The sequence below is a fragment of the Nonomuraea sp. LP-02 genome (assembly GCF_036289125.1).
GTDB lineage: Bacteria > Actinomycetota > Actinomycetes > Streptosporangiales > Streptosporangiaceae > Nonomuraea > Nonomuraea bangladeshensis.
Window position 1 is genome coordinate 4,817,966 of sequence record NZ_JAXCLK010000001.1, and the last position, 20,432, is coordinate 4,838,397.

General features: G+C 72.1%; 16 protein-coding genes and 1 pseudogene. 9 read left to right on the forward strand and 8 right to left on the reverse strand.

The annotated features are described in order from the left end of the window. The first annotated feature begins 64 nt into the window (after nucleotides 1-64). Entirely contained in the window at nucleotides 65-796 is a 732-nt protein-coding gene (locus tag SMD20_RS22350) for an ABC transporter ATP-binding protein (protein ID WP_329584168.1), read from the forward strand. Continuing rightward, nucleotides 793-3,174 (forward strand): ABC transporter permease, encoded by a 2,382-nt coding sequence (locus SMD20_RS22355; protein WP_329584170.1) that lies wholly within the window; start codon nucleotides 793-795, stop codon nucleotides 3,172-3,174. Before SMD20_RS22350 ends, SMD20_RS22355 begins: the two co-directional genes overlap by 4 nt. Nucleotides 3,175-3,203: 29 nt before the next feature. On the opposite strand, the gene SMD20_RS22360 is transcribed toward SMD20_RS22355, so the two are convergent. Together SMD20_RS22360 and SMD20_RS22365 are read right to left on the reverse strand one after the other, a co-directional pair. Then, nucleotides 3,204-4,322: a glycosyltransferase gene (locus tag SMD20_RS22360; RefSeq protein ID WP_329584171.1), complete on the reverse strand. Its 1,119-nt coding sequence runs from the start codon at nucleotides 4,320-4,322 to the stop codon at nucleotides 3,204-3,206. Further along, nucleotides 4,319-5,290 carry a glucosyl-3-phosphoglycerate synthase gene (locus SMD20_RS22365; protein ID WP_329584173.1) on the reverse strand — a complete coding sequence of 324 codons (972 nt, stop codon included), beginning with the start codon at nucleotides 5,288-5,290 and terminating at the stop codon, nucleotides 4,319-4,321. Before SMD20_RS22365 ends, SMD20_RS22360 begins: the two co-directional genes overlap by 4 nt. Before the next feature lie 18 nt (nucleotides 5,291-5,308). Here SMD20_RS22365 and SMD20_RS22370 point away from each other — a divergent pair, with 18 nt between their 5' ends. Beyond that, nucleotides 5,309-6,340 carry a Gfo/Idh/MocA family protein gene (locus SMD20_RS22370; protein WP_329584174.1) on the forward strand — a complete coding sequence of 344 codons (1,032 nt, stop codon included), beginning with the start codon at nucleotides 5,309-5,311 and terminating at the stop codon, nucleotides 6,338-6,340. Next, nucleotides 6,333-7,445: a zinc-binding dehydrogenase gene (locus SMD20_RS22375; protein WP_329584176.1), complete on the forward strand. Its 1,113-nt coding sequence runs from the start codon at nucleotides 6,333-6,335 to the stop codon at nucleotides 7,443-7,445. The genes SMD20_RS22370 and SMD20_RS22375 overlap by 8 nt, the downstream gene beginning before the upstream one ends. Before the next feature lie 9 nt (nucleotides 7,446-7,454). Here the strand turns inward: SMD20_RS22375 and SMD20_RS48375 are convergent. The 3 genes and pseudogenes from SMD20_RS48375 to SMD20_RS22385 form a co-directional block, all read right to left on the reverse strand. Then, a pseudogene (locus tag SMD20_RS48375) lies at nucleotides 7,455-8,699 on the reverse strand (MGH1-like glycoside hydrolase domain-containing protein); the annotation flags it as partial. Next, nucleotides 8,630-9,415, reverse strand: a complete 786-nt coding sequence (locus tag SMD20_RS22380; RefSeq protein ID WP_329584178.1) for a sugar phosphate isomerase/epimerase family protein — start codon at nucleotides 9,413-9,415, stop codon at nucleotides 8,630-8,632. The gene SMD20_RS22380 and the pseudogene SMD20_RS48375, both read right to left, overlap by 70 nt. A gap of 2 nt (nucleotides 9,416-9,417) precedes the next feature. After that, nucleotides 9,418-10,446 (reverse strand): zinc-binding dehydrogenase, encoded by a 1,029-nt coding sequence (locus tag SMD20_RS22385; RefSeq protein WP_329584181.1) that lies wholly within the window; start codon nucleotides 10,444-10,446, stop codon nucleotides 9,418-9,420. 241 nt (nucleotides 10,447-10,687) lie between these two features. On the opposite strand from SMD20_RS22385, the gene SMD20_RS22390 reads away from it, so the two are divergent. From SMD20_RS22390 to SMD20_RS22405, 4 genes are read left to right on the forward strand one after another with little or no spacing between them, the layout of a single operon-like run. Continuing rightward, nucleotides 10,688-12,058 carry an ABC transporter substrate-binding protein gene (locus SMD20_RS22390; RefSeq protein WP_329584183.1) on the forward strand — a complete coding sequence of 457 codons (1,371 nt, stop codon included), beginning with the start codon at nucleotides 10,688-10,690 and terminating at the stop codon, nucleotides 12,056-12,058. Next, nucleotides 12,055-12,975: a carbohydrate ABC transporter permease gene (locus SMD20_RS22395; RefSeq protein WP_329584185.1), complete on the forward strand. Its 921-nt coding sequence runs from the start codon at nucleotides 12,055-12,057 to the stop codon at nucleotides 12,973-12,975. The genes SMD20_RS22390 and SMD20_RS22395 overlap by 4 nt, the downstream gene beginning before the upstream one ends. Further along, complete coding sequence (locus SMD20_RS22400) at nucleotides 12,962-13,807, forward strand: carbohydrate ABC transporter permease (protein ID WP_329584187.1); 846 nt, start codon at nucleotides 12,962-12,964, stop codon at nucleotides 13,805-13,807. The genes SMD20_RS22395 and SMD20_RS22400 overlap by 14 nt, the downstream gene beginning before the upstream one ends. Before the next feature lie 5 nt (nucleotides 13,808-13,812). Further along, nucleotides 13,813-14,961: an ROK family transcriptional regulator gene (locus SMD20_RS22405; RefSeq protein WP_329584188.1), complete on the forward strand. Its 1,149-nt coding sequence runs from the start codon at nucleotides 13,813-13,815 to the stop codon at nucleotides 14,959-14,961. Here the strand turns inward: SMD20_RS22405 and SMD20_RS22410 are convergent. Further along, nucleotides 14,958-15,710, reverse strand: coding sequence for a helical backbone metal receptor (locus tag SMD20_RS22410; RefSeq protein WP_329584190.1), 753 nt, complete (start codon nucleotides 15,708-15,710; stop codon nucleotides 14,958-14,960). The two genes, SMD20_RS22405 and SMD20_RS22410, sit on opposite strands and share 4 nt — an antisense overlap. Before the next feature lie 76 nt (nucleotides 15,711-15,786). On the opposite strand from SMD20_RS22410, the gene SMD20_RS22415 reads away from it, so the two are divergent. Further along, on the forward strand, nucleotides 15,787-16,599 hold the full coding sequence (locus SMD20_RS22415; RefSeq protein WP_329584192.1) for an SAM-dependent methyltransferase: 813 nt from the start codon (nucleotides 15,787-15,789) through the stop codon (nucleotides 16,597-16,599). 27 nt (nucleotides 16,600-16,626) lie between these two features. On the opposite strand, the gene tpx is transcribed toward SMD20_RS22415, so the two are convergent. Together tpx and icmF are read right to left on the reverse strand one after the other, a co-directional pair. Next, on the reverse strand, nucleotides 16,627-17,127 hold the full coding sequence (gene tpx, locus SMD20_RS22420; RefSeq protein ID WP_329584194.1) for a thiol peroxidase: 501 nt from the start codon (nucleotides 17,125-17,127) through the stop codon (nucleotides 16,627-16,629). Nucleotides 17,128-17,179: 52 nt separating this feature from the next. Then, the gene (icmF, locus tag SMD20_RS22425; protein WP_329584196.1) at nucleotides 17,180-20,386 is read right to left on the reverse strand and encodes a fused isobutyryl-CoA mutase/GTPase IcmF; all 3,207 of its coding nucleotides are present in this window, start codon (nucleotides 20,384-20,386) and stop codon (nucleotides 17,180-17,182) included. Nucleotides 20,387-20,432 lie beyond the last annotated feature (46 nt).

Here is a 20,432-nt window from a genome sequence, read left to right on the forward strand (position 1 = left end):
CGTCATGGGTGACCGGTGATGGCGTCTCTGGGACGCGCCGCGCCCGGCCGACAGGCTTGAGCACATGACGGACGTGGTGCGGCTGGACGCCGTGAGCAAGGTGTACGGCAAGGGACAGGGCGCGGTGGCGGCCCTGCGCGAGGTGACGACGGGCATCCCGCGCGGGACGTTCACGGCGGTGATGGGCCCTTCCGGCTCGGGCAAGAGCACGTTCCTGCACTGCGCGGCCGGCCTGGACGTGCCGTCGTCGGGCTCGGTGCGCCTCGGTGGCACGGAACTGGCGGGCATGGGCGAGACGGAGCTGACCGAGCTGCGCAGGCGCCGGGTCGGCTTCGTGTTCCAGTCGTTCAACCTGATCCCCGCGCTGGACGTGGTGGAGAACATCACTTTGCCCCTTCGGCTGGCGGGCGCCCGCGTGGACCGGGAGTGGCTGGCGGAGATCCTGCGCAGGGTCGGGCTGGAGGGCCGCGCCGGGCACCGGCCCGCCCAGTTGTCCGGCGGCCAGCAGCAGCGGGTCGCGATCGCGCGGGCGCTGGTGACGCGGCCGGAGGTGGTGTTCGGCGACGAGCCGACCGGGGCCCTCGACACGATGACCGCCCGCGAGGTGCTGGGCCTGCTGCGGGAGGTGGTCGAGAGCATGGGCCAGACCGTGGTGATGGTGACGCACGATCCGGTGGCGGCCTCGTACGCGGGGACCGTGCTGTTCCTCGCCGACGGCCGGATCGTGGACGCGATGAGCGCGCCGACCGCCGACAAGGTGGCCGAGCGCATGACCAGGATGGGGGCGTACGCGTGATCGGCCTCGCGATCAGGACCCTGCGGCACCGCAAGGGCGCCTTCGCGGGCGCGTTCGTGGCGTTGCTGTGCGCGGCGGCGCTGGTGTGCGCGTGCCTCATGCTGCTGGAGACCGGCCTGCGCGGCGCGGTCGCCCCCGAACGGTACGCGGGCACGCCGCTGGTCGTGGCCGCCGACCAGTACGTCAGGGAGAGCGTCGACAAGGGGAAGGGCAAGACGAAGACGAAGGCCAAGCCGCTGACCGAGCGCGCCTGGCTGCCCGTCTCGGCCGCCGCCGAGCTGCGGCGCGCGCCTGGCGTGTCCAAGGTGATCACGGAGGTGACGTTCCCGTTCGGCGGGTTCACCGGGCACGGCTGGGAGTCCGCGGGGCTCACGCCGTTCACGATCGCGCAAGGGCGCGAGCCGCGGGCGGCCGGCGAGGTCGTGGTGGACGCCCGCGCCGGGCTGGCGGTCGGCGACCGGCTGCGCGGGCGGCGCGTGGTGGGCGTGACCGCGCAGGCCCTGCCGAGCCAGGACACGGTCTTCCTCAGCACCGCCGAGGCGCGCGGGCTCGCGGGCCGGCCGGACCTGGTGAGCGCGGTCGGCGTCTTCGCCACGGGCGACGTGCCCCTTCCGCCGGGCGCGGTGGCCTACACCGGTGACGAGCGCGGGCGGCTGGAGTTCCTGGACGCCGAGCAGGCCAGGGTCTCGCTGATCAGCATGGGCGGCGCGCTGGCGGGGACGTCGCTGCTGGTGGCGATCCTCGTCGTGGTCGGCACGTTCGCGCTGTCGGTGCAGCAGCGGCACCGCGAGCTGGCCCTGCTGCGGGCCGTCGCCGCGACGCCGAAGCAGGTCCGCGAGCTGGTGACCGGCGAGGCGCTGCTGGTGGGCGTGGCCGCCGGGGCGCTCGGGGCGGGCGCGGGTGTCGGGCTCGGGGTGTGGCTGCACGCCACGTTCGTGGCGCTCGGGACCACTCCGGCGAACCTGCGGCTGGTCGTCAGCCCGTTCCCGCCGCTGGTGGCGTTCCTGGCCACGCTCGGGGCCGCGCTGGCGGCGGCGCGGGTGTCGGCCCGGCGGATCACGCGCATCCGGCCGGTGGAGGCGCTCGGCGAGGCCGCGCTGGACCGGGGGCGGCTCCCGTGGTGGCGGGCCGTGGCCGGGACGGCCTGCCTGGCGGGCGGGGTGGTGCTGGCGCTGGTGCTGTCGGGGCTGCGGACCGAGGCCGCGGCCACGCCGGTGACGATGCTGACGGCGCTGGTGTGGACGGTCGCCGTGACGCTGCTCGGGCCGCTGCTCGCGCGGGCGGCCGCGCGGGTGCTGCCGCTGCGGGCGGCCGGGGTGAGCGGCTACCTGGCCGCGCGCAACCTGCGGGCCACACCCCAGGGGCTGGCCTCGGTGCTGTCGCCGCTGACCCTGCTGGTGGCCATGACGTGCACGATCCTGTTCGCCCCCGCCACGGTGGGGCAGGCGGCGCTGGAGCAGGCCGGCGCGGGGCTGCGGGCCGGCTACGTGGTGGCGGGCGCGGACGCGGCGGCGCTCGCCGAGGTGCCCGGCGTCGAGGCGGTCACCCCGGTGCTGCGCACGACGGTCCGGGTCGGGCTGGACAAGTTCTCCGCCCAGGCGCTCGCCTACGACCCGCGCACCGTGGACCTGGGCGTCACCGCGGGCTCGATGGACGGCTTCGGCGCGAAGGGCGTCGCGGTCAGCACGGCGGCCGCCGCCCGGCTCGGGATCGGCGTCGGCGACCCGCTGCGGCTCACGCTCGGCGATGGCACCCCCGCGCGGCTCACGGTGGCCGCGCTCTACGCCCGCGGGCTCGGTTTCGGCGAACTCACCCTGCCGTACGAGCTGGTCCCCGGGCACGTGGACGACCCCTCGGGCGCCCTGCTCGTGTCGGCGCCCACGCTGGGCGCGGGCGCGCTCGCGGCGGCGCTGCCGGACGGCGCGGAGCTGTCCGGCGCCTCCGGGAACACCGGCGCCTCGGGGAACGCGGTGCCGGGCGGCGGCGCGAACCAGCAGGCCACGCTCGTCGCGCTCGGGCTGATCATCGCCTTCACCGCGATCGCCGTGGTCAACACCGTGGCCATGGCGACCTCGGGGCGGGTCAGGGAGCTGGCGGCGCTGCGCCTGGCGGGCACCACGAAGCGGCAGGTGCTGCGCATGCTGCGGCTGGAGACGCTGGGCGCGGCGCTGGTGGCGGCGGTGCTGGGCACGGGGATCGCGCTGGTCACGCTGGCGGCGTTCGGGGCGGGCATGACGGGGTCGGCGGTGCCGTACGTGCCGGTGGGGACGTACGCGCTGGTGATCGCCGCCGCGACCGGCCTGGCCCTGCTCGCCACCTCCGTCCCGGCCCGGCTGACGCTGCGGGTGCGGCCGGCCGCCGCCGTGTCGTCCCGCTGAAGGGCCGCGAGGGCGGCCCTTCAGCGGCGTCAGGCCCCGCGCAGGACCCGCTCGTACAGCTCCAGGTAGCGCTCGCCCATCACCGACGGCGAGAAGCGGCGGCGGGCCTCCGCGCGGCACTCCTCGGGATCGATCTCGTCGATCCGCAGCAGCCACTCGGCCAGCTCCTCCTCGGTGTCGGCGAGGAAGCCGGTGCGGCCGTGGTCGATGATCTCCGGCAGGCAGCCGCGGCGCAGCCCGACGGGCGGCACGCCGAGCGCCAGTGCCTCGACGACGGCGGTGCCGCCCGGCTCGTCCCACTGGATGGGGAAGAGCGCGGCCCGCGCCGAGGCGTAGAGCCGGTCGCGCTCCTCGCCGCCCACCGAGCCGACCCACTTCACGAGGTCGTGGTCCAGGTACGGGGTCACCTGGTCGAGGTGGTAGCGCACGTCGGGGTGGCCGTGCAGCGGATGGTCGGGGTCCTGGGCGACGGCGTCCAGCTCGGCCTGGCTGTCCCGGCCGCTGACCGGCCCGGCCAGCACCAGCGGCAGCCCGAGCTTCTGGCAGACGCGGGCCGCCACGTGCTGCCCCTTGAGCCCGCAGACGCGGCCCATGACGATCAGGTGCTCGCCGCGCTCGGCCTCGACCCGCCGGCCGGCGAGCGGCGTCGCCAGGTGGATCGCGCCGAGCGAGGCGGCGCGCAGGGCCTCGGGGGCGCGGGCGAGCTGCGACTCCGAGACGCCGTTCACCTTGATCGAGGACGGGAACGCGCCGTAGAAGTGGGGATGTTTGCGCAGGTCCCAGTGGAGGGTGTGGAGGACGGGCGGCCCGCCGTACGCCGCCAGCACCGCCGGGCCCACCACCTCCAGGTGGTCGTGGACGAGGTCGATGTCGTCGCGCCCGCGCAGCTCGGCGACGATGCGCGCCTGGTGCGCGTGCGCGATGCCCATGACCTGGTTGTACGGCTTCTGCAGCTCGCCGAACTGACCGTCGTCGAAGACGCTGATCAGCTCGTCCACCTCCAGGTCGCTGCTCCCGACGGTGGCGAGGACCACCTGCACCCCGCGCTCGCGCAGCGCGGGCACCAGCGTGGCGACGACGTTCTCGATGCCCCCGTAGCCGGGGGGCGGGACGGTGAGCCACGGTCCCGCGTTCATGAGGACCTTCACGCCGGATCCTCCTCCAGCACGGAAGCGAGCGGGGGGCGCTCGGCCACGGCCACGTCCACCAGGCCGGCGTCGCCGTCGAGGCCCCACTGCAGCAGCGTGTGGGCGGGCGGCTCGGACGCCATCACCCGGCCCTGCCGCTCCAGGCGGGACCAGGCGGTGTGCATGATCTGGCCGGCCATCCGGCCGAGGGCGCTCATGTCCTGGTGGGTGTGGGTACGGTGACCGAGGTCGACCTGGGCCATGGCGTCCAGCCCGACGAGGTCGAGCAGGTCCACCAGCAGGCCGAACTCGACGCCGTACTCGGTCACGAAGGGCACCTGTTCGAGCACGGAGCGGCGGGCGGCGTACTCGCCGCCGAGCGGCTGGGCGAATCCGGCCAGCTCGGGCCAGAACATGTTGATGAGCGGCCGCGCGACCAGCTCGGTGACGCGGCCGCCGCCGCCCCGCTGGGGGACGCCGTCCGCGCCGATGTAGGGCCGCTCGTAGGTGGCCTTGACGAAGTGGACGCCATCGTCCACCAGCAGCGGCCCGACCAGGCCCGTGACGTAGTGCGGGCCGAAGCTGCGCAGGTCGGCGTCCACGAACACGACGATGTCGCCGCTGCTGGCGGCGAGCCCCTTCCACAGGGCCTCCCCCTTGCCGGTCAGCGGGGGCAGGTGGGAGAGCACGTCGTTCTGCGCCACGACGCGGGCGCCCGCCGCGCGGGCCCGCTCGGCGGTCGCGTCGGTGGAGTTGGAGTCGACGACGAGGATCTCGTCGACGAGGGGCGCCCGCTCGACGAGCTCCCTGCGGATGACGGTGACGATGTCGCCGACCGTGTCCTCCTCGTCGCGAGCAGGCAGGACGACGCTCACCGTGGTGGTTCCCTTGACCAGCATCAAGGCGTCGACGGGCCATTCGGCGGCAGTGCTCGAATGAGGGCCGTACCACTCCTGGATCCTGGATAAGGCTCGTACATCTGTTTTCATGCAGTTGGCCCCGTTCTCATGAGGACCCGCAACCTGCCCGTTCTATGCGCCTTCGAACATCTTTGTTTGATAGCAACTGAACGTGGCATATGCGGGGTTGTGTCCCCACTGACCCGAGTCGGCATCGTAGGTGCCGGAAATGTTGCCGCCCGTCACGCAGACGTCCTGTCCGGATTCTCCGATGTCACGATCGCCGGGATCGCCGACACGGATCTCGCCAAGGCCGAGGCTCTCGCCTCACGGCATGGCTCCCCCGCCTATGGCAGCCACGCGGACCTGCTCAGTGCCGGCCGTCTCGATGCGGTCTATGTTTGCGTGCCTCCTTTCGCGCACGGTAACCCCGAACTGGACGTTTTGTCGTCTGACCTCCCGCTTTTCGTGGAAAAACCACTATCTTTGGACCTCCGAACCGCGGAAACCATCGCGGCCGAAATCGACCGCAGGTCCCTTCCGTCCGCGGTCGGCCATCACTGGCGCTATCTCGACCTCCTCGACCGGGCCACGGAACTGCTGGCCGGCCGCCCCGTACGGCTCGCGATCGGCCACTGGCTGGACAAGGTCCCGCCGGTCGGCTGGTGGCTGCGGCGCGACCTGTCCGGCGGCCAGGTCGTCGAGCAGGCCGTGCACGTCCTGGACCTGGCGCGGGTGCTGGTCGGCGAGGTCACGATGGTGCACGCGGTGGCCTCGGGCGAGGCCACCGACGGCGAGGTGGACCGGGCGGGCGCCGCCGTCCTCCGCTTCGCCGGCGGCGCGGCCGGAATGCTCGCCACCTCCTGCCTGCTCACCCGCAAGCACCGGGTGGGCCTGGAGGTCTGCGCCGACGGCATCGCGCTGGAGCTCACCGAGACCCACCTGGTCGTGGACGGCGAGCGGGTGATCGAGGACGACGGCCACGCGAAGACCCGGGTGGACCGCGCGTTCATCGACGCCGTGCAGGGCAAGGACGCGGACGTGCGGGCCACGTACCGCGAAGCCCTGCGGACCCACCGGCTGGCCCTGGCCCTCGCCCGGTCGGCCGCCGAAGGAGGGCCGGTGACGCTCGATGGGTGAGGTGCTCACGATCGAGGCTCCCGGCAAGGTCTCGCTCGCCGAGGAGAAGCTGCCCGAGCTCCCCGAAGGCGGGTTCAGGGTGGCGACGACGCACAGCGGCGTCTCCGCCGGGACCGAGCTGACCTACGTCAAGGGCGACAACCCCTACCTGAACGCCACCTTCGACCGCGAGCTCGGCCTGTTCGTCCCGGGCACGCCGTCGATCGAGTACCCGGTCCGCGGCATCGGCTACATGCAGGTCGGCCTGGTGGTGGAGACCAGGACCGCGGCCGTGCGCGAGGGCGCGCGGGTCGCCATGGCCTACGGGCACCGCACCGCGTACGTCGCCGACCCGCTCACCGACCGCTTCGTCGAGCTGCCCGACGACCTCGACCCGCTGCTCGGCATCTACGTCGCCCACATGGGCCCCATCTGCGCCAACGGCCTGCTGCACGCCGCCCACGACCTGTACGGCCCGGCCGCGCGGCACCTCGGCGACGGCGTGAGCGGCCGCCGGGTCGTGGTCGTCGGCGCGGGCGTGGTCGGCCTGCTGGTGGCCTGCTTCGCGATGCACGGCGGCGCGGCCGAGGTCGTCGTCGTGGACGAGACCCCGGCCAGGCTGGAGGTCGCCGCGGCCCTGGGCGCGGACGTCCTGGCCGTTCCTGACGACGCCGACGACCCGGCGGTGACGCTGAAGCAGCGCTGGCGGCACGGCCCGCAGGACCGGGGCGCGGACGTGGTGTTCCAGTGCCGCGGCCGGGCCCGCGCGCTCGCCCTCGGGCTGCGCCTGCTCCGCCCCCAGGGCACGCTGGTGGACCTGGCCTTCTACACCGAGGGCGCGGGCGAGGTGCGGCTCGGCGAGGAGTTCCACCACAACGGCCTGTCGGTGCGCTGCGCGCAGATCGGCCGGGTGCCGCGCGGGCTGGCGCACGCCTGGGACAGGGAGCGGCTGTCGTACGAGACGATCGGCCTGCTCAGGGAGTGGGGCCCGCTGCTACGCCGGCACCTGGTCACCGATGTCGTCGGCTTCCGTGACGCTCCCCTGCTCCTCGGCGACCTCGCCGCCCGCCGGCGTCAGAGCCTCCAGGCCGTGCTCCGCCACGAGGTCGAGGAGGAGGGCGGCTGACCAGCTGAAGTCCGAGCAGCCGTGGCCACGCAGCGTGAACGGGTCGAAGTACTCCCGAAAGCCGGACCGGGTGATCACCCGGACGATCCCCTCGGCGACCGGCCGGGCCAGCTCGGGGCGGTGCTCGCTGAGCCCCTGCCAGATCAGCCAGCTCAGGTTGACCCAGCTCGGCCCGCGCCAGTAGCGCACCGGGTCGAAGCCGGGCGCGGCCGGCGAGAAGCTGGGCAGCACGCCGTCCTTGAGCGCGAACCGGTCGAGCGCGGTCGAGATCAGCCTCTCGACCACGTCGCCCGGCAGGCCGGGCAGCAGGAGCGGGGTGAGGCCGGCGGCGCTGTCGGAGCGGATCACCTGGCCGGCGACCAGGTCGCGGGGCTGGAAGAGCGCGCCGTCCCACAGGTGCTCGACCATGGCGGCGGTGACAGCGGCGGCCTCGCGCCGGTGCGGCTCGGGGTCGAGGCCGAGCTCGGCGGCGATCAGCGCGAGCACGTGCTCGGCCTGGCCGTAGGCGGCGTTGAACAGCGGGTCCTCGACCTGGAACGCGCCGGGGCTGCGGTAGCCGGAGTCGCGGTAGGCCCTGGCGAGGGCGACGTAACGCTCGTAGTCGCGGTCGGTGGGCCGCTCGTCGGCGTCGACGGTGCTGAGGTCGCGCCGGACGTAGCCGGTGGGGCGGTCCTGCACCGCCTGCAGCGGCTGGTCCCAGGCCGGGCTGTTGTCCATGCCCGACTCCCAGGGGTGCACGATCGAGATCAGGCCCTCGGGCGAGCGCCGGGCCGTGCGCAGGAACTCCTGCTGGGCCACGAGCCGGGGGTAGACGCGGCGCAGGAACGCCGGGTCGGGCTCGGCCAGGTGGGTCTTCCACGCGGCCAGCGCGTGCACCGGCGGCTGGACGATGCCGGAGGTCGCGGTGCCGGACGGCGCGCGGACCTGCCAGAAGTCGGGGCCGGGGAAGTAGGCGCCCTCGGCAACCCGGGGGTTGAACACGATGTGCGGCACCCGGCCGTCGCGCCACTGCGCGCCGAGGAGGCTGAGCAGCTCGGCCCGGCCGCGCCGCGGCGACCAGCGCGAATGGCCGATGGCGATGAAGGCGGAGTCCCAGCTCCACTGGTGGGGGTACAGGCGGCGGGAGGGGACCGTGTGGTTGCCGTCCCAGTTCGACACCAGGACGCGCACGGCCTCGCGCGGGATCACAGGAACTTCCGTACGAACGCGGCGGTCTGCGGGAGCACGACCTCGGGCTCGCCGCGCAGGCGGCATTCGAGCGCGAGGTAGCCGTCGTAGCCGTAGGCGTCGAGGGTGGCGAGCTGGGCGCCCCAGTCGAGGTGGCCGGTGCCCGGCTGGTGCCGGTTGGACTCGCTGATCTGCATGTGGGCGAGGTAGGGGGCGGCCTCGGCCAGCGCGCGGCAGGGGTCGTCCTCCTCGATGTTCATGTGGTAGGTGTCGCCGACGACCCTGATGGAGTCCATGGCGCAGTACGAGACCGCGTCGGCGAGGGTGTTGACCATGTGGTTCTCGTACCGGTTGAGCGGTTCGAGCATGATCAGCACGCCGTTGCGCTGCGCGTGCTCGCCGAGGACGCCGAGCGCCTCGGTCAGCACCTCGCGGTCCTGCTCGGCGCTGCGCGGCGGCTCGAACGGCGGCAGCCGGAGCGAGAACTGGCCCCAGGAGGCGGGGGTCATGACGCCGATGCCGCCGAGCTCGCCGATGACGGTGAGCTGCGAGCGGAGCTGCTGGATCGCGTCCTTGCGCTTGGCGGGGTCGAAGTCGCCGATGAAGTGCGGCATGTCCACGCAGACGGTCGGCATGACGACGCCGTCGGCCAGCGCCCGCTTGAGCTCGGTGAGGCGGCCGGCGAAGTGGAAGTCGCCCTTGCCGCGCAGCTCGATCGCGTCGAAGCCGGCCTCGACGGCGAAGGCGAACTTCTCCTGCAGGGAGCGGCCGGGCAAGAGTTGCTCCTGGACGGCGAGCTTCACGGTCACTCCTCGAATCGGAAGATGAGCTGGAGCACCTCGGACTGGTGCTTGTCGAGCAGGTCGAACGCCTCGGCCGCCCGCTCGACGGGGACGACGTGGGTGATCAGCTCGGCGACCTCGACCTCGCCGCGGTGCACGAGCTCCATGAAGGTGCGCTGCAGGCGTTCGACGTCCCAGCGGTGGCTGAGCCACGAGGCGACGCCGCCGATCTGGGAGGAGACGAGCTGCACCTGGTTGTGGTGGAACTCCTCGCCGAGCCGCAGCCCGACGCCGTCGCCCTGGTAGAACCCGGCGGCCACGACCCGGCCGCCCTTGCGTACGGTCCTGATGGCCTCGTGCAGGCCGAGGTGGGTGCCGCTGAGCTCGATGACGGTGTCGGCGCCCGCGACGCGCTTGCGCGTGAACTCGGCGACGGAGCCGGCGCGCACGTCGAAGGTCTCGGCCGCGCCGAACCTCCTGGCCAGCTCCAGCCGGTCGGGGATGGCGTCGGCGGCGACCACGCGGGCGCCGCTGAGCACGGCGAGGCGGGTGGCCAGCAGGCCGATGACGCCCTGGCCGAAGATCGCGACCTGGTCGCCGAGGTGGATGTCGGCGGCGTGCACGGCGTTGAGCGCGATGGCGCCGACGCGGGCGAAGACGCCGCCGAGCGGGTCGGCGCCGGGCGGCAGCACGTGGCCGACCAGCTTCTCGGCCGGGACGACGGCCTCGGCCCGGTGGCCCCAGATGCCCCAGACGAGGCTGCCGACGGGCGGGTCTGCAACGTCGGGCGCCGCTTCCACCACCTCGCCGACCTCCTGGTAGCCCCAGCCGGTCAGGGGGTAGGCGTGCGTGCTGCCCTCGACGAAGAGGCGGCGCTCGGTGTCCCACTTGCGGTTGAGGTAGGGGTTGGTTCCGCGGTAGGCGGTGAGCTCGGTGCCTGCCGAGACGCCTGAGTAGATCGTCCGGACCCGGACGGAGCCGGGGACGATTTCGGCGGGAGCTTCCAGGCCGACGCGGACACGGCCCGGCTCCTCGAACGTGATGACGCGCATTCCCCACACTTACGCTTAATGATCAAACAGAAGTAGAAGCTTTATTGGTCTTTTGCACACGATAGTTGCGCCCGTAACCGGCGTAAGTCTACGGCTTCCGCGCGATGCGGCTGAGGTCATTGGGGTTTCTGACCGCGTGTCTTGTGGAAAGCGACCTTACCGGTCCCGGCGTGGCCTGGCGGACGTTGCGGCGACTGCTCCCGGGGTAAGGGCGGCATATCCCCAAACGGAGGTGCGTGCAATGCCGAAGAAGGTTACCGCCGTCCTCTCCGCCGCCCTGCTGGTGACCGCCACACTGACCGCCTGCGGCAACGGCGGCGAGGAGCAGGGCGCGGCCCCCAAGATCACGGTGTGGACCGAGGAGAACCTTGAGGACCGCATGGCGGTGCAGAGGCAGATCATCGCCGAGTTCACCAAGAAGACCGGCATCCAGGTGGAGCTGGTGGGCGTCGCCGAGGACCAGTTCAGCCAGACCGTCACCGCCGCGGCCGCCGCCGACGACCTGCCCGACGTCATCGGGGCGCTGCCCCTCGCCTCGGTACGGGAGCTGGAGGCCAACGACCTGCTCGACACCGAGACGCCCGGCAGGATCGTGGACCGGCTCGGCCGGGACACCTTCTCCCCCCGCGCCCTGGAGCTCGACACGGCGGACGGCAAGCTGCTGGCCGTGCCGAGCGACGGATGGGCGCAGTTGATCCTCTACCGCAAGGACCTGTTCGAGAAGGCCGGGCTGCAGCCGCCGGACACGTACGAGGCGCTGGAGGCCGCCGCGCGGAACCTGAACACCGGCGGGACGGCGGGCATCACGCTGGCGATCGCGCCGAAGGACTCGTTCACGGCGCAGAGTTTCGAGCACGTGGCGCTGGCGAACGGGTGCCAACTGGTCGACAATTCCGGAAATGTCGTTCTTAATTCGCCACCATGCGTCAAAGCATTCGAGTTCTATGCGAACCTGGCCAAAAATTACTCGGTCAAGGGCAAACAGGACGTCGACACCACGAGAGCCACGTACTTCTCCGGCAAGGCGGCCATGATGATCTGGTCGTCGTTCATCCTGGACGAGCTGGCCGGACTCAGGAAGGACGCGCTGCCGAGCTGCCCCGAGTGCCGCAAGGACCCGGAGTGGCTGGCCAGGAACACCGGCATCGTCACCGCGCTCAAGGGCCCCGACGGGAGCGCCCCCGCACAGTACGGCGAGATCGTCTCGTGGGCCGTCACCCGTGACGCGGCCAAGGAGCCGGCGAGCGCGTTCGTGACGTACATGATGGACGAGGGCTACGCGCGCTGGCTCGGCATGGCCCCCGAGGGCAAGTTCCCCACCAGGACGAACTTCGCCGAGCAGTGGGACAAACTGCCCGCCGGCGTCGACACCAAGAAGCCGCTGGCGGAGATCTACCCGGCCGACGTGCTCACCACCCTGCGCGAGAGCCCCGATACCTTCGCCCGCTGGGGCATCCCCCAGGGCCAGGGCAAGCTGGTCGGCGCCACCATGGGCGAGCTGCCGGTGCCGAAGGCGCTGAGCGCGCTGGTCGACGGCTCGCTCACCCCGCAGGCCGCCGCCGACCAGGCCAAGGCCGACGTCGAGTCCATCAAGCGCGGGATCAGAGAGTGACCCGGACTCCTGCCCGCACCCTGCGGCAGCAGGAGGGCCGGGCCGGACTGTCGCTGATCTCGCCGACGCTCGTCATCACGCTGGTCGTGGTGGTGCTGCCGCTGCTGTGGGCGATCATGCTGGCGTTCCAGGACGCCCGGCTGATCAACATCCGGCGGACCGGCGTCTTCGGCCACTACACGCTGGAGAACTTCGGCTACGTCGTCTCCGAGCCGGGTTTCTGGTCGTCGCTGGTCAACACGCTCGTCTACACGGTGGCGGGCACCGGGCTGTCCATCGTGATCGGGCTGGTGGCGGCGCTGGCGCTGCGCGACAGGTTCCGGGGGCGGACGCTGGTGCGGGCCTCGATCCTCATCCCGTACGTGGCACCCGTCGTGGCCGTGGCGTTCCTGTGGGAGACGATGCTCAACCCGCAGTACGGCATCGTCAACACCTGGCTGCGGGAGCCGATCGCCTTCCTCACCCAGGCCAAGGGCGAGTTCCTGGGCGTGCAGGTGCCGGTGGCGCTGCTCACGGTGATCGCGTTCGAGGCGTGGCGGTACTTCCCGTTCGCGTTCCTGTTCATCCTGGCCCGGCTCCAGGCCCTGCCGGCCGAGCTGGACGAGGCCGCGGTGGTGGACGGCGCGACGCCGACCCAGCGCTTCCGTTACGTGATCATGCCGCAGCTCTGGCGTACGGTCGCGCTGCTGTCGGTGCTGCGCTTCGTGTTCACCTTCACCAAGTTCGACGACGTCTACCTGCTGACCGGCGGCGGGGCCGGCACCGAGGTGGTCAGCGTGCGGGTCTACAACTTCCTGACCTCGCGCGACGACATCGGGGCCGCGGCCGCGCAGGCCCTCGTCCTCGCCGTGTTCCTGGTCGTCTTCCTGGCCATCTACCTGCGGTTCTTCGCGGGAGGCGAACGTGAGCAGAGATAGGTTCGAGCGCGGGCTGCTGCGGGTGCTGAAGCCGGTGGTGATCCTGGTGCTCTTCCTGGCCACCGCCTTCCCGTTCCTCTACATGGTGACGCTGTCGGTCCGCGACATCCAGGAGCTCATCCTGGACCCGGGCTCGATCTGGCCGGAACGGTTCACCCTCGACACCTACGTGGACGTCCTGACCAGGCAGGGCTTCCTGACGTTCATGCGCAACAGCGCGATCGTGGCCGTCGCGTCGGTGGCGGTCACGCTGCTGATCTCGATCCCGGGCGCGTACGCGGTGGCGCGGCTGCGCTTCTTCGGCCGGCGGCAGGTGCACTTCCTGTTCCTCGCGGTGTACCTGTTCCCGGCGATCGTGCTGGCCATCCCGCTGTTCGTGCTCTTCACCATGCTCGGGCTGCGCGGGTCACTGGCGGGCTTGATCCTCGTGTATATCGCGCAAACCGTGCCCGTCACGGTATACATGCTCCGCAACTACTTCGAGACCGTGCCGCAGAGTGTGGAGGAGGCGGCCGCGATCGACGGGTGCACGAGACTGTCGACCATCTGGCGCGTGGTGCTGCCGCTGTCGAAGCCCGCGCTGATGGCCACCGGACTCTATGTCTTCATGATCGCCTGGAACGAGTTCCTGTTCGCCCTGCTCTTCCTGGTGGACAAGCGCGAGAGCTGGACGGTCTCCCTCGGGCTGTCCCAGCTCGCGGGCAGCATCGAGATCCCGACGACGGTCCTGATGGCGGGATCGGTGGTCCTCACGCTGCCGATCGTGATCGTGTTCTTCGCCAGTGAACGCCTGCTGACCGAAGGGCTGACGGCTGGAGCAGAGAAGGGATAGCACGCATGCTGACGGCAGGGCAGATCCTCCAGCTCATCCGGAACGGCACCTGCCGGACGCGCAAGGAACTCATCGAGCACACCGGCCTGTCCCGTTCGACCGTCACCGACCGGGTCGACCGGCTCATCGACGCCGGCTACATCCACGAGTCCGGCGTCGGGGCGTCCGGGGGCGGGCGACCGCCCTCGGTCCTCGACGTGGACGCCGGTCGGCGCCTGATGCTCGTCGCCGACCTCGGCGCCATCCACGCGCGGGTGGCGCTCACCGACCTGGCGGCCCGCCCGCTCGGCGAGGAGAGCGCCGGCCTGCGCATCGACCTCGGCCCCGAGGCGGTGCTGTCGTGGGTGCGCGAGAGCTTCCAGCGGTTACTGGACCGGGCCGGCCGGCCGCGGAGCGACGTGTGCGGCATCGGGATCGACCTGCCCGGCTCCGTCGACCACGTCAGCGGGCGGGTGATCCGCTCCTTCCTCATGCCCGGCTGGGACGACTTCCCGGTGGGCGAGGCCGTCGGCGCGGGCTACGACGTGCCGATCCTGGTCGAGAACGACGCCAACGCGATGGCGCTGGGCGAGTGGTGGTCGTCCTGGCGGGAGAGCCACGCGCTGGTCCTCGTCAAGGTCTCGACCGGCATCGGCACCGGCATCGTGCTCGACGGCCAGATCTACCGCGGCGTCGAGGAGGCCGCGGGCAACATCGGGCACGTACGCATCCGTGAGGGCGACGACCGCGTGTGCACCTGCGGCTCGCGCGGCTGCGTGGCCTCGCTGGCGAGCGGGCGGGCCCTCGCCGCCGACCTCGGCCAGGAGTCCAGCCTGGACGTGGTCCGGCTGGTGCAGGCGGGCGACCCTGCGGCCATCGCCCGCACCCAGGAGGCCGGGCGCACGCTCGGCGTGGTGCTGGCCACGGCGGTCAGCCTGCTCAACCCGGCCGTGCTGGTGCTGGCCGGGGACATGGCCGAGACGCGGGAGCACTATCTGACCGGGATCCGCGAGGTCGTCTACCGGCGGAGCCTGCCGTACACGACGAGGAACCTGGAGATCGTCACCTCGTCGCTGGGCGGCCGGGCGGGGGTCACCGGGATGGCGGTGATCGTGATGGAGCACGTGCTCTCCGCCGCCGCCGTGGACGCCGCCCTGCGGCCCAAGCCGGCCTAGCTGACGCCCAGGGCGCGCGGGAGCGCGCGGGCGGCCTCGGTCAGCGACGGGCCGTACCACGTGAGCAGCCGCCCGCTGACCAGCGCGCAGTCGAGTCCGGGGAAGCACTCGGGGCCGTCGTCCGCCGCGAAGGCGTAGGGCTCGTCGGGCAGGACCACGAGGCCGGGCCGGCGCGCCACCAGCTCGGCGAGCGGGACCTTGGGATAGCGCTCGGCGTGGCCGGCGTAGAGGTTGTCCACGCCGAGGCGGCGGAGCACGTCGCCGGCGAAGGTGTCGCGGCCGACGACCATCCAGGGCCGCCGCCAGATCGGGACGATCGCCGTGCGCCGGCCGGCCGGGGCGGGCCGCCGCCAGGACTCCTCCGCCGCGTCCAGCCAGGCCGGGCGGGCGGTGCGGCAGGCGTGCACGAACATCCGCTCCAGCGAGGAGAACGCCTGCTCCAGCGTCTCGATCCTGGTGACCCACACGGCGAGCCCGGCCGCGCGCAGCGCCTCCAGGTCGGCCGGGCGGTTCTCCTCGGCGTTGGCCAGCACCACGTCGGGCCGGAGCCGGACGATCGCCTCCAGGTCGGGGTTCTTGGTGCCGCGCACCCTGGCCACGTCGAGGTCGGCGGGGTGTGAGCACCAGTCGGTCGCGCCCACCAGGGCTCCGGGCAAGGTCGCCGCCACCGCCTCGGTCAGCGACGGCACCAGGGACACGATCCGCCGCACGGTCTCCGGCACCGTCACCGGGACGCCGATGTCATCCATAAGGCTCCCTTTCTGTCGGCGGATGTCCGTAGAATCGGGACCGATGATGATCAACTCCTGATCGGGGGTACGGCGGTTGGACCAGAAGTCCCTCGGCTTCGATCCGCACACGCCCAACGTAGCCCGGCTCTACGACTACTACCTCGGGGGCAAGGACCACTTCCCGGCCGACCGCGAGGCGGCCGAGCGGGTCCTCCGGGTGGCTCCGGAGACGCGGGCCGCGGCGCGGGCCAACCGCGCCTTCCTGGGCCGGGCGGTGCGCCATCTCGCCGAGGCGGGCATCCGGCAGTTCCTGGACATCGGCACGGGGCTGCCGGCGCAGGACAGCGTGGACCAGGTCGCCGCCAAGGTGGCCCCCGACTCGCGGGTCGTCTACGTCGACCTCGACCCGGTCGTGCTGGTGCACGCGCGGGCGCTGCTGTGCGGCCGGCCCGGCACCGTCGTGGTGCAGGGCGACCTGCGCAAGCCCCGCGACATCATCGACCATCCCGAGGTGCTCGGGGCGATCGACTTCAGCCGGCCGGTGGGCGTGCTGCTGGTGGCGGTCATGCACTTCGTGGCCGAGGCCGACCGGCCGCGGGAGATCCTCGCGACCCTGCGCGAGGCGATGGCCCCCGGCAGCTACCTCGTGCTCTCCCACGGAGTTCTCGACGCCTCCGGCCCGCGGCGCGCAGCCGCCCAGCGCGCCGCCGAGGTCTACGAACGCTCGAACGCGCCGCTCACGCTGCGTGAGCGGGGACGCATCCTGGAGTTGTTCGACGGGTTCGCGCTGGAGGACCCCGGCCTGGTCTGGCTCCCGGAGTGGCATCCGGAGCCGGCCGACACCGTCGACTTCGTCGCGGCCCCCGAAGCCTCGCTCGCCCTGTGCGGCGTCGCCAGGAAGCTCTAGGACGCCGCACCGGGTGAGCACGCCCGCCTACTTGAGCGCGGCGAGCGCGCTGTCGTAGTCGGGCTCCTGCGTGATCTCCGGGACGAGCTCGGAGTAGACCACGTTGTTGTCGCCGTCGAGCACGACGACCGCGCGGGCGGCCAGGCCAGCGAGCGGCCCCGACTCCTGCGCCACGCCGTAGTCCCGCAGGAACTCGCGGCCGCGCATGAGCGACAGCATGGTCACGTTGTCCAGCCCCTCCGCGCCGCAGAACCGCTTCTGCGCGAACGGCAGGTCGGCCGAGACGCACAGCACCTTCACGTCCGGGTGCTCGGCGGCCACCTCGTTGAAGCGGCGCACCGAGGCCGCGCAGACGCCGGTGTCGACGCTCGGGAAGATGTTGAGCACCTTGGTCGACGCGCCGAGGTCCGCCAGCGACAGCTCGGCGAGGTCGCCGCCGACCAGCCGGAAGTCAGGGGCGCTGTCGCCCGGCTTCGGGAAGGTGCCTCCCACGGTGATCGGGTTGCCCTTGAAGGTGACGTCGGACATGAAAAAGCCTCCTGAATACCGATGTTTCCCCGATCGCCGATCCTACGACGGCTCACACGTTGCGCCGGTACTGGCCACCCGCCTCGAACAGGGCCTCGGTGATCTGCCCGAGCGAGCAGTGCCTGGCCGCCTCCATGAGCACCGCGAAGGCGTTCTCGTCCGACATCGCCGCCTCGCGCAGCCGGGCGAGCTGCCGGGGGGCCTCCTCCCGGTGGCGCTCGTGGAAGGCGCGCAGCCGGTCGAGCTGCGACTGCTTCTCCTCCTCGGTGCCCCGGGCCAGCTCCAGCTGGTGCGGCGCCGGCTCGTCGCCGTCCTCCTTCGTGAACGTGTTGACGCCGACGATCGGCAGCGAGCCGTCGTGCTTGCGCATCTCGTACAGCATGGACTCGTCCTGGATGCGGCCGCGCTGGTAGCCGGTCTCCATCGCGCCGAGCACGCCGCCGCGGTCCGACAGCCGCTCGAACTCGGCCAGCACCGCCTCCTCCACCAGGTCCGTCAGCTCCTCGACGATGAACGAGCCCTGCAGCGGGTTCTCGTTGCGCGCGAGGCCCCATTCGCGGTTGATGATGAGCTGGATCGCCATCGCGCGGCGGACCGAGTCGGCCGACGGGGTGGTGACGGCCTCGTCGAAGGCGTTGGTGTGCAGGCTGTTGCAGTTGTCGTAGACCGCGATGAGCGCCTGCAGGGTGGTGCGGATGTCGTTGAAGTTCATCTCCTGGGCGTGCAGCGACCGGCCCGAGGTCTGGATGTGGTACTTGAGCTTCTGCGAGCGCTCGCCGGCGCCGTAGCGCTCGCGCATGGCGATCGCCCAGACGCGGCGGGCCACCCGGCCGAGCACGCTGTACTCGGGGTCCATGCCGTTGGAGAAGAAGAACGACAGGTTCGGCGCGAAGTCGTCCACCTTCATGCCCCTCGCCAGGTACGCCTCCACGTAGGTGAAGCCGTTGGCGAGGGTGAAGGCGAGCTGGCTGATCGGGTTCGCCCCGGCCTCGGCGATGTGGTAGCCGGAGATCGAGACCGAGTAGAAGTTGCGCACGCCGTTGCGGATGAACCACTCCTGGATGTCGGCCATCATCCGCAGGCTGAACTCGGTGGAGAAGATGCAGGTGTTCTGGCCCTGGTCCTCCTTCAGGATGTCGGCCTGCACCGTGCCGCGCACGGTGGCGAACGTGCGCGCGGCGAGCTCGCGGTCCTCGCGCTCGTCGGGCTCGCGGCCCTGCTCGGCCAGGAAGCGCGCCCTGGCCTGGTCGAGCGCGGTGTTGAGGTAGAAGGCGAGGATCGTCGGGGCGGGGCCGTTGATGGTCATCGACACCGACGTGTTGGGAGCCGTCAGGTCGAAGCCGTCGTAGAGCGCCTTCATGTCGTCGAGCGTGGCGATCGACACGCCCGAGGTGCCGACCTTGCCGTAGATGTCCGGGCGCGGGTCGGGGTCGTTGCCGTAGAGGGTGACCGAGTCGAACGCGGTGGACAGGCGGGTCGCGGGCTGGCCGGCCGACAGCAGCTTGAAGCGCCGGTTGGTGCGGAACGGGTCGCCCTCGCCGGCGAACATCCGGGTCGGGTCCTCGTCGTCGCGCTTGAACGGGAACACCCCGGCGGTGAACGGGAACGCCCCCGGCAGGTTCTCCGCGCGCAGGAAGCGCAGCAGGTCGCCGTGGTCGCTGTAGCGGGGCAAAGCCACGCGCGGGATGCGGTTGCCGGACAGCGTCTCGCGCCACAGCGGGGTGTGGATCTCCTTGTCGCGGACCTTGACCACCAGCTCGTCGGCCCGGTAGCGCTCGGCCGTCGCGGGCCAGGCGGCGAGCAGCGCGCGGCTCTCCTCGGTCAGCTCGCGCTCGGCCCTGTCCTGGAGTGCCCTCAGCCGCTCGTCGTCGCCGTCCCCTGCCAGCAGGTCGCGGACGGCGGCGAGCTGCTGGCGGCGGCGGGCCGCCTCGGCCTGGGCCAGCGTCTCGGCGTGGTAGCCGCGTACGGTCTCGGCGATCTCGGCGAGGTAGCGGGCGCGGGCGGGCGGCACGATCGCGGCCGACGTCTGCGAGGTGCGGCCGGCGACCTTCGGCAGCAGGCCGGGGCCGGGCTCCGGCAGCAGCAGGCCCCTGAGGTGGTGGTAGAGGGCCGTGACGCCGGCGTCGTTGTAGCGGGAGGCGATGGTGCCGAAGACCGGCATGTCGTCGGGGCGGGCGGAGAACGCCTCGCGGTTGCGTACGAGCTGGCGGCGGACGTCGCGCAGGGCGTCCTCGGCGCCGCGGCGCTCGTACTTGTTGATCACCACGGCCTCGGCGAAGTCCAGCATGTCGATCTTCTCCAGCTGGGAGGCCGCGCCGAACTCGGGCGTCATCACGTAGATGGGCACGTCCACGTGCGGGACGATGCCGGCGTCGCCCTGGCCGATGCCCGGCGTCTCGACGATCACCAGGTCGTACCCGGCGGCGCGGCAGGCGGCGATCACGTCGTCGAGGCAGGTGGGCACCTCGTTGGGCGCGCCACGGGTGGCCAGGGAGCGGAAGTAGACCTGGGGGCCCAGGCTGTTCATCCTGATGCGGTCGCCGAGCAGCGCGCCGCCGCCGCGCCGGCGGGTGGGGTCGATGGCGACGATCGCGATGCGCAGCTTGTCGTCGTTGTCCACGCGGAAGCGGCGTACCAGCTCGTCGGTCAGTGAGGACTTGCCGGAGCCGCCCGTACCGGTGATGCCGAGCACGGGCGCGCGCCGCTCGCCCGCGGCGCGCCTGAGCGCGTCCGTCAGCGACTCGGGGGCGCGGCCCGACTCGACGAGGGTGATCGCGCGGGCCAGCGCCGCCTGGTCGCCGGAGAGCACGGCCTCCGGCGCGGGCGGGTCGCCCAGCTCGACGTCGCAGTCCTCGACCAGCTTGTTGATCATGCCGGGCAGGCCGTAGCGCTGGCCGTCCTCCGGCGAGAAGATGCGGGTGACGCCGCGCGAGTGCAGCAGCTCGATCTCCTCGGGGACGATCACGCCCCCGCCGCCGCCGAACACCTTGACGTGCCCGGCGCCGCGCTCGCGCAGCAACTCCACCAGGTAGGTGAAGAACTCGACGTGCCCGCCCTGGTAGGAGCTGATCGCCACGCCCTGGACATCCTCCTGGATGGCGGCGGTGACGATCTCGTCGACCGACCGGTTGTGCCCGAGGTGGATCACCTCGGCGCCTTGCGACTGCAGGATGCGCCGCATGATGTTGATCGCCGCGTCATGGCCGTCGAACAGGGCCGCGGCGGTCACGAAACGCACGGGGTTCACCGGGACGTGCACGCCTGATCACTCCTTTGTGAGGGGCTCTCCTCCCAAGATACTAGGA